This is a genomic window from Clostridiales bacterium (genome assembly GCA_012512255.1).
GTDB lineage: Bacteria > Bacillota > Clostridia > Christensenellales > DUVY01 > DUVY01.
In genome coordinates this window covers 22,986-35,405 of the sequence record JAAZDJ010000052.1, presented here as the reverse complement: position 1 = coordinate 35,405, position 12,420 = coordinate 22,986, and the positions used below count along the sequence as shown (strand labels likewise).

The 12,420-nt window shown below is 45.7% G+C and carries 8 protein-coding genes; 5 read left to right on the top strand and 3 right to left on the bottom strand.

The window, feature by feature from the left end; genetic code table 11:
• Both GX756_02800 and GX756_02795 read left to right on the top strand, forming a co-directional pair.
• Nucleotides 1-570: TVP38/TMEM64 family protein (locus GX756_02800; GenBank protein ID NLC16786.1), on the top strand; the 570-nt coding region annotated here is incomplete at its 5' end.
• Between the two features lie 106 nt (nt 571-676).
• Entirely contained in the window at nt 677-817 is a 141-nt protein-coding gene (locus tag GX756_02795) for a hypothetical protein (GenBank protein NLC16785.1), read from the top strand.
• Nucleotides 818-1,080: 263 nt separating this feature from the next.
• Here GX756_02795 and ilvC read toward each other — a convergent pair whose 3' ends face one another.
• Both ilvC and GX756_02785 read right to left on the bottom strand, forming a co-directional pair.
• Complete coding sequence (gene ilvC, locus GX756_02790) at nt 1,081-2,079, bottom strand: ketol-acid reductoisomerase (protein NLC16784.1); 999 nt, start codon at nt 2,077-2,079, stop codon at nt 1,081-1,083.
• A 109-nt stretch (nt 2,080-2,188) separates the two neighbouring features.
• On the bottom strand, nt 2,189-2,743 hold the full coding sequence (locus GX756_02785; protein NLC16783.1) for a hypothetical protein: 555 nt from the start codon (nt 2,741-2,743) through the stop codon (nt 2,189-2,191).
• A gap of 382 nt (nt 2,744-3,125) precedes the next feature.
• Here GX756_02785 and GX756_02780 point away from each other — a divergent pair, with 382 nt between their 5' ends.
• The 3 genes from GX756_02780 to GX756_02770 all read left to right on the top strand — a co-directional run bounded on the left by GX756_02780 (nt 3,126) and on the right by GX756_02770 (nt 11,038).
• Nucleotides 3,126-7,127, top strand: a complete 4,002-nt coding sequence (locus tag GX756_02780) for a DNA-directed RNA polymerase subunit beta (GenBank protein ID NLC16782.1) — start codon at nt 3,126-3,128, stop codon at nt 7,125-7,127.
• A complete protein-coding gene (gene rpoC / locus GX756_02775) occupies nt 7,127-10,648 on the top strand; it encodes a DNA-directed RNA polymerase subunit beta' (protein NLC16781.1) in 3,522 nt (1,173 codons plus the stop codon). The genes GX756_02780 and rpoC overlap by 1 nt, the downstream gene beginning before the upstream one ends.
• 81 nt (nt 10,649-10,729) lie before the next feature.
• A complete protein-coding gene (locus tag GX756_02770) occupies nt 10,730-11,038 on the top strand; it encodes a hypothetical protein (protein ID NLC16780.1) in 309 nt (102 codons plus the stop codon).
• A 26-nt stretch (nt 11,039-11,064) separates the two neighbouring features.
• Here the strand turns inward: GX756_02770 and GX756_02765 are convergent, their stop codons facing one another.
• Nucleotides 11,065-12,390 carry a M20 family metallopeptidase gene (locus GX756_02765; GenBank protein NLC16779.1) on the bottom strand — a complete coding sequence of 442 codons (1,326 nt, stop codon included), beginning with the start codon at nt 12,388-12,390 and terminating at the stop codon, nt 11,065-11,067.
• Between the last annotated feature and the right edge of the window lie 30 nt (nt 12,391-12,420).

The following is a 12,420-nucleotide window of genomic DNA, read 5'->3' as shown; positions in this document are numbered from 1 at the left end:
GTCGCCATTGCCGGCGGATATCTATACGGCACATGGGCAAGCATCGGGCTTTCGCTTATTGGCACGATTTTGGGCAGTTTGGCGGCTTTTGGGCTGTCGCGCGCGTTTGGGCGGCCGCTTGTCTATCAAATCGCCAAGCCAGAAACCATGGAAAAGATTGAAAAAAAGCTAGAAGGCAAAAACTCCTTGCTTTTTATTTTGTTTATGATCATTCCTTTTATCCCGGGCGACGCGGTGTGCTACGCCGCGGGGCTTACCAAAATGAAATTTAAGCAGTTTTTAATACTTGTCAGCTTGACGCGGATTCCGGGCACTTCGGTCTCGGCGTATATGGGCGGCGGAAACATACAATGGTGGGTTTGGGTTATATTTTTTGTCGCGCTGTTTATTGTAGTGGCGCTTGCCGCGATATACGGGCGCAAGATAGCGGCGTGGCTTAGAAGCCGCAACAAAAATTGGGAAGCGCTGGCGGAAACCTTTGAGGGACTTAACGAGGTGTTTACATTTAAAATATTCAGCAAAAAATCCAAACCAAAAGAAGATATAATTGAAAAAGACACCAAGACATAAACGAGGTTTATGTCTTTTTTTAAAGATAAGATTAACTCACGAAAATATTGTTTAAACTTCGCTTTTTTGACGGTTTTTTGAAAAAAAGATTTATAGGCAAGGGCTTATGGTTAGTTTTGGCGAATATGACGAAGTAGAGTTAAAAGACGGCAGAACAGGGACAATTGTTTTGATTAAGCCTGATAAAAAAGGCGCCGCAATTGACTTTGGCGACGATTGGGATATGGTCTTGTCCGAGGGATTGTAAAAGTATTAAGAAAAAGCCCAACCGATTAATTTTGTAATTTAAGACAAGTTTGACAATTTTTTAACGCCAAGATTTTGCCGATAAAGACTGGTTAGCGATTTGCCTTTTTTAAAACATGCCAACGCGCAAAAATCTTTAATTTTTTGTAGTCAAAGTCAAGACAACATCTCCGATATATTTTTATTACGACATCCTATGATAAAAAAAGGCTTATGCCTTATTGCAAGCATAAACCCCCAAAAAAATTTATCAGTATTTTAATTTTATTCTTTTTCATTACTCCAGCTATACATCTTTCTAAGTTTTCTGCCGACTTCTTCCAGCATGTGTTCTTTTTCTAACCTGCGGCAAGCGTTAAAATGCGCTCTGTTATTGGCGTTTTCGGCTATCCACTTGCCCGCGAAAGTGCCGTCTTGTATTTCTTTCAAGATTTTTCTCATTTCGTTTTTGGTCTCTTCGGTGATAATTCTCTTGCCTGTTTCATAATCGCCAAACTCGGCCGTGTCCGATATAGAATGGCGCATCATGGAAAATCCGCCCTTGTAAATAAGGTCAACGATAAGCTTCATTTCGTGGACGCATTCAAAATACGCGTTCTCGGGCGCGTAGCCGGCTTCCACCAACACCTCAAAGCCCGCCTTCATCAGCGCGGTAACGCCGCCGCAAAGCACCGCCTGCTCGCCAAAAAGGTCGGTTTCGGTTTCGTCTTTGAAAGTGGTTTCCAACACGCCCGCGCGCGCGCCGCCTATGCCCGCCGCGTAGGCCAAAGCGATGTCCAAAGCCTTGCCCGTCGCGTCTTGGTGAATAGCGACCAAGCAAGGAACGCCTTTGCCTTCCAAAAACTCGCTTCGGACCGTGTGTCCCGGGCCTTTGGGCGCTATCATAAAGACATCCACATCTTCGGGGGGAATTATTTGGTTAAAATGTATGTTAAACCCGTGCGCGAAAGCAAGGGCCTTGCCGCTTTTTAGATTGGGTAAAATGCTTTGTTTGTATAATTTAGCTTGCAGCTCGTCGTTTACCAAAATCATAATAACATCTGCCGCCTTGGAAGCGTCCTCGGTAGTCATTACGGTAAGCCCTTGTTCTTCGGCTTTTTTCCATGACTTGGAGCCCTCGTAAAGCCCGACAATTACCTTAATACCGCTGTCGCGCAGGTTGAGAGCGTGCGCATGTCCTTGCGAGCCGTATCCGATTATGGCGACTGTTTTATCTTTCAAGACATTAATATTGCAATCGGCTTGATAATAAATTTTGGACATTATATTAAAAACTCCTTAATAATTATTTTGCAAATCTTATAATTATTAATTATATATTGCCAGCAACCAATAGTCAAATTAATTGGTTAAAAAACCCAAACGTCTTGCTTTAGACGCTTTTTTTGGCGAAAATCTCTTTTCTAATATGCTGTATCATGTCGAACGATTGAGGCGAGTTGTCAATAAAAAAATCAAATTTGGAGCCGTCTTTTACGCAAAGGCTGCACTTTCTTTCCGGGCTGAAAACCGCTTCTTGCGGGTTTTCCAACGAATAATATCTTGCCACGCTCTCGCTTAAAATCAAAGTGGTTATATCGCCATAAGAAAATATCGCCGAAATCTCGCTTTTTATGGGCGATATCAAAGAATATGTAAGCCTATAAAAAAACAATTCGTAATTGGCGAGCAAAATAACCGTCGCTTGATGGTTGCTGGACATGAGCTTATTATTTTTGGCGAATTTAATCTTAAGGCCCGCGTCTCCAAGCTGGCGGCAAAAGGGCGTCACAAACACCCTTAACGCGTCCATAGCGATATTTACAGATTCCAGCCCCCAATTTTCCAAAGCCCTTTCCCTGCAGCTTGCCGATTTTTCGTATATCAAATCGTCGTATTTTTCCTCAAAAGACGCCGAAAAAAAAGATTCTACCTGACTTTTTCCCATTAGTTCAATCCCCAAAAAATTATTATATGTTTAGGTAATTTATTATATCACTTGCGGTTAATTTGTTCAATAAACGGTCCAAAAAAGACAAGAAACCGCCCTACGCTTTTTATAAAAATATTCCAAAAATAACAAAACTTCTCAAAAAATTTTAAAACATATTAAAAAAGGGCATGCTAACTCTTGACAGCCCTTGACATGCTATGATATCATAGTAGAATGCGTTACTATTCAGTTTTGTGTGTTTTAGTCGCTTTTTCGGTCAAAAAACAACCAAAGTACCATTCAAGTAGTTAGATGTTACCCATATTATATTATAAATATTACAAAATATCAATAGTTTTTGGAAAAAAATTTTTTCTACATAAAAAGGAGATAGTTGATGTCTGAGCAAGTAAAAATTCCTGTAAAAAAAGTCAAATTTGGCAACAGGGAGCGTTATAGCTTTTCCAAGATCAAAGATGTCCTTGAAGTTCCATATTTGATTGAGGTCCAGAAAAAATCTTATAAGAATTTTCTGGAAAAAGGTATACGGGAAGTTTTGGATGACTATTCTCCCATAGTAGATTTTTCCGGTAAGATTGAGTTACATTTCTTAGATTATTCTTTGGAAGGCGAGCCCAAATATTCAGTGAAAGAATGCAAAGACCGCGACGCAACTTACGCTTGCCCCTTAAAAGTCAAAGTTCGCCTTATCAATAGAGAAATTGACGAGATAATCGATCAGGAAGTTTTTATGGGAGATTTTCCTATAATGACTCCTTCAGGCTCGTTTGTTATTAATGGCGCCGAAAGAGTGGTCGTAAGCCAGCTTGTGCGCAGCCCCGGTGTTTATTGCGCCAGCTCCAAAGACAAGTCCGGCAACGATATATTTAACACAACCGTTATCCCCACAAGAGGCGCTTGGCTGGAGTTTGAGGAAGACGGCAACGGCGTTTTGTGGGTGCATGTGGACCGCACCAGAAAAGTTCCCGCCACGGTGTTGCTAAAATCGCTTAGCATCACTAGGGATCAATTGTTTGATTTGTATGAAAAGGTCGGCTCAAAAGACTTCTTCAGAGGCATAAACGACAAAGAAAAATTAGAAAAGCTGTTTTTAAATAGCGGCCATAGGTATTTCTTTGAAGGCATAGGCACGTCCGAACAAATCCTAGAGGTGTTCCATAACGAGCCAATTATAGAAAACACCTGCAAAAAAGACTCTTCCAAGAAAGACGCAAGCGTCTTGACTTCGGACGAGGCGCTGCTTGAGCTTAACAAAAGACTGCGCCAAGGCGATAATGTCATAGCCGAAAGCGTTAGGATTTATTTGTTTAACTTGCTTTATGACCCTAAGCGTTATGATTTGTCGCGCGTGGGAAGATACAAATTTAATAAAAAGCTGGATTTGTTCCAAAGGATTAAAGGCCGCGTAGCCGCTACGGACATCGTAACCCCGGACGGCAAAGTATTGGCCGTTCAGGGCGAAGTGATAACCAAAGAAACGGCCATAGAGATTCAAAACTCAGGCATCAATGAAGTAAGCGTTCTGGCTGAGGATGGCAAAGTATTTACCGTAATAGGCAATAACTTTATTGATCTGGAGGCCTATATACAATGCAACCCCAAAGAGTTGGGTATTTTGGAAAAAGTCCATTATCCCACGCTTATAGCTTTGACCAAAGGCCTCAAAACCAAAAAAGAAAAGCTTCAAGTTATACAAGAAAACGCCGATAGATTGTGTCCAAAGCATATTCTTTTGGACGATATAATAGCGACTATCAACTATACCTTAGGCTTGCACCATAATATAGGCGCGATTGATAACATTGACCATTTGGGCAACCGCCGCGTTCGTTCGGTGGGCGAGTTGCTGCAAAACCAATTCCGCATAGGCATCGCAAGGCTGGAGCGGGTTATCCGCGAAAGGATGCAAACCCAAGACAACAAAGAAATAACCCCGCAGTCTTTGATTAATATTAGACCGGTGACCAGCGCGATAAAAGAGTTTTTTGGCTCGTCCCAGCTATCCCAGTTTATGGACCAGTCCAACCCGATAGCCGAGCTTACGCACAAGAGAAAACTATCGGCGCTTGGACCGGGCGGTCTTAACAGGGAAAGGGCCAGCTTTGATGTCAGAGACGTGCACTATTCGCATTATGGGCGTTTGTGTCCCATAGAAACGCCCGAAGGCCAAAATATCGGCCTTATTAGCTCGCTCAGCACTTACGCTAGAATCAACGAATACGGTTTTATAGAATCGCCTTACAGGCGCGTTGACCAGAAAAAGAAGATGGTAACGGACGAGATTCATTATCTTGCGGCCGACGACGAGGATAATTTTATAATCGCGCAGGCCAATGAGCCGCTGGATGAAAACCAATGGTTTGCCCGCCCGCGCGTTATGGCAAGATATATGGACGAGATAGCCGAGATAGACCGCAACAAAATAGAGTTTATGGACGTCTCGCCTCGTCAATTGGTTTCGGTCGCGACTTCGCTTATTCCGTTTTTGGAAAACGACGACACCAACCGCGCGCTCATGGGGTCTAATATGCAGCGCCAGGCTGTTCCGCTTATAAGGACGGAAACGCCTTTGATAGGCACGGGCATGGAATACAAAGTGGCTTATGACAGCGGCGTTATGCTCATAGCCCAAAGAGACGGCGTTGTAGAATATGTTTCGGCCGACGAGATTATTGTAAGGACGCCCGACGGACAAAAAGACATATATAAGCTCAAGAAGTTTGAAAGGTCCAACCAGGGCACTTGCATTAACCAAAAACCCATTGTTTACAAAGGCGACAAAGTAACGGCGGGCAGCGTTTTGGCGGACGGGCCTTCCACCGACAATACCGAGCTTGCACTTGGCAAAAATGTAAGGGTGGCGTTTATGTCTTGGGGCGGCTATAACTTTGAGGACGCTATCTTGATTAGCGAAGAATTGGTTGAAGACGATATATTCACATCTATTCATATAGAAGAATACGAGTTAGAAGCGCGGGACACAAAATTAGGGCCTGAGGAGATCACCCGCGACATCCCCAACGTGGGCGAGGATGTCCTAAAAGATTTGGACGAAAACGGTATCATCCGCGTAGGCGCCGAGGTTAGATCGGGCGATATATTGGTGGGCAAGGTAACCCCCAAAGGCGAGACCGACCCCACGCCCGAAGAAAGATTGTTAAGGGCGATTTTCGGCAAAAAAGCCCGCGATGTGAGGGACACTTCGTTGAGAGTGCCTCACGGCGAGGGCGGCATCGTAGTGGATGTAAAAGTGTTTACTCGCGCCAACAAGGACGAGCTTAACCCCGGCGTGCACAAGCTGGTAAGGGTATATGTCGCCCAAAAGAGAAAGATTTCGGTCGGCGATAAGATGGCGGGCCGCCACGGCAATAAGGGCGTCATTTCAAGAATATTGCCCAAAGAAGACATGCCGTTTATGGCGGACGGCACGCCCATACAAGTCGTTCTCAACCCCTTGGGCGTGCCCAGCCGTATGAATATCGGTCAGGTATTGGAAGTGCATCTCGGCTTGGTGGCCAAATATTTGGGCTGGCATATAGCCTCGCCCGTATTTGACGGCGCGAGCGAAAAAGACATAGAAGCTTTGTTAAGAGAAAACAATATAGTAGCCCCCGACGGAACGGTTGACGGCAAGATAGAGCTGTTTGACGGACGCACGGGCGAGCCCTTTGAAAACAGGGTCACCGTCGGTTATATGTATATGCTCAAACTTGTGCATTTGGTTGACGATAAGATCCACGCAAGGAGCACGGGGCCTTATTCGCTGGTCACACAGCAGCCCTTGGGCGGAAAAGCGCAGTTCGGCGGACAAAGGTTTGGCGAAATGGAAGTTTGGGCGCTATACGCATACGGCGCGGCCAATATACTCCAAGAAATAATGACCATAAAGTCCGACGATGTTATAGGCCGCGTGAAAGCGTACGAGGCCATTGTCAAAGGCAACGCCATCCCCGAACCGGGCGTGCCCGAGTCTTTTAAGGTTTTGATAAAAGAATTGCAGTCTTTGGCTTTGGACGTCAAAGTATTGACCGAGGACAAGGAAGAAATCGGCATAAGTGAAATTTTGGAAGACGACAGAGACTTGCTTGATATGGACTTTGACCATCTGAAGACATACGAAGATATGAGCTTAAGCTTGGATGAGAACGATTTGGGCTTGTTTTTGGATGAGCTTGCCGAAGTTGAGGAAGAAGCGATGGAAGAGCAAGACATAAGCGTATTGTTTGAAGAGGACGACGATTTTGACTTCCTTAACGCCGAGGAAGAGATGCCAAAAGACCAAGACGCCGATTTGAAAATATTAGACGAAGACGACGAATTGGATATGATTGACGAAGACGAGATAATTGAGCAAGACCAAAAAGAGGGTGATGAATAATGTTTGAACTGAATAATTTGGATTCAATACAAATTAGTCTGGCAGGACCTGAAAAGATAAGAGAATGGTCTTATGGCGAGGTTACCAAGCCCGAGACCATCAACTACCGGACCCAAAAGCCCGAAAGGGACGGGCTGTTTTGCGAAAAGATTTTTGGCCCCGTCAAAGACTGGGAATGCCATTGCGGCAAATATAAGCGCATTAAGTATAAGGGCGTAATTTGCGACAAGTGCGGCGTGGAAGTGACCAAGTCCAAGGTAAGACGCGAGCGCATGGGGCATATTGAGTTGGCGGCTCCGGTCTCGCATATTTGGTATTTTAGAGGCGTGCCTTCTAGAATGGGCTTGTTGCTGGACATGTCGCCCAAGGCGCTGGAACAAGTGCTGTATTTTGTCAGCTATGTGGTAATTGACCCGGGCGAGACCAATTTGGTATATAAGCAAATTTTATCCGAAAAAGAAAAGAACGACGCGATCGAATTGTTTGGTCCCAAGTCGTTTAAGGTCGGCATGGGCGCCGAAGCCATAAAAGAGCTTTTGGCTAAGATAGATTTGGAAAAAGAACTAGCCGAGATCAAAGAGACCATAAAAAACGCGCCCGGCCAAAAAAAGAAAAGAGCGATAAGGCGTTTGGAAATCGTCAACGCCTTTATCAAAAGCGGCAGCAATCCAACTTGGATGATTTTGGATGTGTTGCCCGTAATCCCGCCTGAGATTAGGCCTATGGTGCAGCTAGACGGCGGACGGTTTGCCACCAGCGACTTAAACGATCTATACCGCCGCGTCATCAACCGCAACAACAGGCTCAAAAAATTAAAAGAGCTTGGCGCGCCCGACATAATAATCCGCAACGAAAAGCGCATGCTTCAAGAAGCCGTTGACGCTTTGATAGACAACGGCAGGCGCGGCAAGGCGGTAACAGGCCCGGGCAACCGCGACTTAAAGTCGCTAAGCAGCATGCTTAGGGGCAAGCAAGGCAGGTTTAGGCAAAACTTGCTGGGCAAGCGCGTTGACTACAGCGGCCGTTCCGTTATTGTGGTAGGACCCGAGCTAAAGATATATCAATGCGGTCTTCCCAAAGAAATGGCGCTGGAATTATTTAAGCCTTTCGTAATGAAAAAATTAGTTGACAAACACGCCAACTATAACATAAAAACCGCCAAGCGCACGGTTGAGCGCGCCCGAAGCGAAGTATGGGATGTTTTGGAAGAGGTAATCAAAGACCACCCTGTCTTATTAAACCGCGCTCCCACTCTCCATAGACTGGGAATCCAAGCGTTTGAGCCGGTATTGGTGGAAGGAAGGGCTATCAAGCTGCATCCGCTTGTTTGCGCGGCGTTTAACGCGGACTTTGACGGCGACCAGATGGCTGTCCATGTGCCGCTTTCGCTGGAAGCCCAAGCCGAAGCCAGATTTTTGATGCTTTCTACCAATAATATCCTGAAGCTGTCGGACGGCAAGCCCGTTATGACGCCCACTCAGGATATGGTCATAGGTTGTTATTACTTGACAATTATAAAAGAAGGCGCAAAAGGCGAAGGCCGCTACTTTATGGACCCCAACGAGGCGGTAATGGCTTATGAAACCAAGCAAATAGAGTTGCAAGCCAGGATTCATGTAAGAATCCACAAAGAAATAGACGGCAAAAAACTCTCGCGGATGATAGAGACCACGGTAGGGCGGATTATATTTAACAACGCCATACCTCAGGATTTGGGCTTTGTCAAACGAGACAGCATTGACAGTCTTTTTGAGCTTGAGGTAAACTTCTTGGTCACCAAAAAAGGACTGCAAGAAATCGTTTACCGCACTTTTAAGCTAAAAGGCGCGACCGAGACAGCTAAGGTTTTGGATAAGATTAAGGATTTGGGCTTTAGATTTTCAACAATCGGCGCTGTCACGGCGAGCATATTTGATTTGTATATTCCCGAAAAGAAAAAAGAGCTAATCGCCGAGGCCGAGGAAGCCGTTATCAAAAAAGAAAAAGACTATGACCGCGGCATAATAACCGCCGAAGAAAAGTCCAAGCAGATTATAGATATTTGGAACGCGACTACTAACAAAGTAACTGAAGAATTGATGAAAGGCCTTGACGAGTTTAACCCGATTTTCATGATGGCTAACTCAGGCGCGCGCGGCAACAAGAACCAGATAAGACAGCTTAGCGGCATGAGAGGCCTTATGACCAACCCCAACGGCAAGATCATAGAAACGCCCGTAAGGAGCAGTTTTAGGGAAGGGCTTTCGGTTTTGGAATACTTTATTTCTTCCCACGGCGGCAGGAAGGGTCTTGCGGACACGGCCTTAAAAACGGCGGATTCCGGATACCTTACTAGAAGGTTGGTGGACGTCTCCCAAGACGTTATAGTCCGCGAAGACGATTGCTTTGCGACTTTGGGCGAAAAACCTAAAGGCATGACGGTAAGGGAAATTGAAGGCATAGAAACTTTAAAAGACAGGATAGTGGGCAGGTTTACCATAGAAGCCATAAAAAACCCCAAAGACGGCAAAGAGATTATCGGCGCCAACGAGCTTATAAGCGAAGAGGCGGCGGATAAGATAATAGAAGCCGGCATAAAAGAAGTCAACATAAGAACAGTTCTAACTTGCCGTTCCAAAATAGGCCTATGCGCCAAATGTTACGGCAAAGACATGGCCGGCAGCGAAAAAGTTAAGATAGGCGAGGCCGTAGGCATCATAGCGGCCCAAAGCATCGGCGAGCCTGGAACCCAGCTTACCATGAGAACGTTCCATACGGGCGGAGTTGCTAGCGCGGACGACATAACGCAAGGCTTGCCGCGCGTTGAGGAGTTGTTTGAAGCGCGCGTGCCCAAAGGCGCGGCTGTCATGGCCGAGATTGGCGGCAAGGTAACTATTATAAAGAGCGAAAACAAGACCGAGATTATAGTCAAGTCGCCCGACGGCGAACAGGCTACGCATGAAATACCTTATGACGCCAAGATAAGACAAGAGATTATTGATTGCGCCGAAAATGGCGGGACAATCCAGCCCGGCGACCCCCTAACGGAAGGTTCTATCAATCCCAACACTTTGTTAAGGACCAAAGGCGTCAGGGGCGTCCAGGAATATTTGCTTAGCGAAGTCCAGTCCGTTTATAGACTGCAGGGTGTTGAGATAAACGACAAGCACATAGAAATAATCATAAGGCAAATGCTAAGAAAGGTGCGCATAGAAACATCGGGAAGCACCGAGTTTATACCGGGCGAACTTGTAGATATATTTGCTTTTGAGGAGGCCAACAGAAAAGCGTTGATTGAAGGCGGCGAGCCCGCGAGCGCGAAAAGGGTGTTGCTGGGCGTTACCAAAGCGGCGCTTGCGACCGATTCGTTCTTGTCGGCGGCTTCCTTCCAAGAAACGGCAAGGGTGCTCACCGATGCCGCGATTAAGAAGAAGGTTGACCCGCTGATTGGCCTAAAAGAAAACGTAATAATCGGCAAGCTGATACCGGCGGGAACGGGCATGAAGATGTATAGGAATGTGCTGCCCGAAGAAAAATTTTAATAGGAAAAATAAAAAACTAGCTTTTAGAAAAAGCTAGTTTTTTTGGTAACTAAAGGCCACATCCGTTAATACAATATATATATGAACACTAAAGCGAAGTTTTTAGTTTTAACGGGTAAAGACCGTTTTGTCGCGCAAGCCCAAACAGGATGCGGGGGCGTGTGCGTTATAGAAGGCTTGCCGATAGGGAAATACAAGCTGATTCAATACGCCGCGCCTTACGGCTATCTGTGCGGCGACCCCGTCTATTTTGAGCTTGACCGCTTGGGCTGCACTAGGATACTGGATGTTCCCATAGGCATTCCCGACAGCTCGCGCTCGCAAGAGCTGCAAGAAATTGATTATTCAACTTGCGCCAATGTCGCGATAAGGATTAACTGTAAGGATTAAAAAAATAGCGGATTAACCGCTATTTTTTATTTGGCAAGGTTAATCATCGCCTCTTTATATATCTCTATCATTTTTTGGAGACTTTCTATGGAGATTGACTCGTCCGCATTGTGTATGCGCGGATTTTCGCCTTCAAATGTCGGTCCAAAAGCCACGCCATTGGGCAAATATCTAGCGTAAGTCCCGCCGCCCGTTATTATGCCTTTCGCGCCTGCCGTCCCTGTAACCTTTTCGTAAGAAGCTATAAGCGTTTTGACCAAAAAACTCTCGGGATCTGCGTAAAGGTAGGGCAGATGCTGTATGACCTCAAACCTAGCGCCCCTGAATAAGTCGTTTAGGCGGTTTATTATGTTTTGAGGTTTTTGCGGGATAGGGCATCTAAAGTCCAAAGTCAATTCCAAGGCGTTATAGTCTTTGTTATAATACGCCGTTCCTACATTGAGGGTTTGGTCGCCGCTTCTTTGGCCGTCGTCAATATAGACGCCCATATTTTTGCACGCGTTTTCGTTAAGAAGATAATGCTTAATAGACTTGGTAACGCCCCAAGCGCCTATGTCAACCAAAAACCCAAAAACTTTCCATATGGCGTTTTCGCCCTTGTGGGGCGCGCTGCCGTGCGCCGAAACGCCCGAAAACTTTAGGGCAATAATCTCGCCGTCTTCTGTTGCTTCGGCTTGATGTTTTTGGACAAGCTCCGGATAATAATGCGGCAGGGCGGATTTTTTTAGTTTAATTTGAGCCCTTGCGGGCACCATATTGGGCCGCAAGCCGCCCTTAAGCTCCAAGATATTATCTTGCCAAAAATTATCCAAAGGCAAAAACGCCTTAAGGTACAGGATAGTCTTTTCGCATATAATGAGCGGAAAATCGGCGTCGGGAGAAAAGCCAATTTTCGGCATTCTGCCTAACTTTTGGTAATATTTCATACACTCGCAGCCGCTTTCTTCGTCGCAGCCTACAATAAGCCTTAATGTCTTGCTGAGTTTTATGCCCTGGTCTTTGATTTGCTTGAGCGCGTATAAGACGGCGACGATAGGGCCTTTATCGTCCGTCGCGCCGCGCCCGTATATGCGGTTTTCAAAAATCTCGCCTTGAGCGCGGGTCCAGCCCTCGCCTAGCGGAACGACATCGGCGTGCGCCAAAACGCCTATTATTTCCTTGCCCGAGCCGTATTCTATCTCGCCAACATAACCGTCCAAGTCGTTGGTTTTTAGCCCGAATGATCGCGCGGCGTCAAGTATAAAATCAAGAGCTTCCCTTATTTTAGGCCCGAAAGGCGCGTTTTTTTTGGGGGCGCTTTTTACGCTTTCTATTTTGATAAAATCCGTCAAAGTTTTGATTACATCATTCATTATATTTATTTCCTTATAAAAATTTGGTTT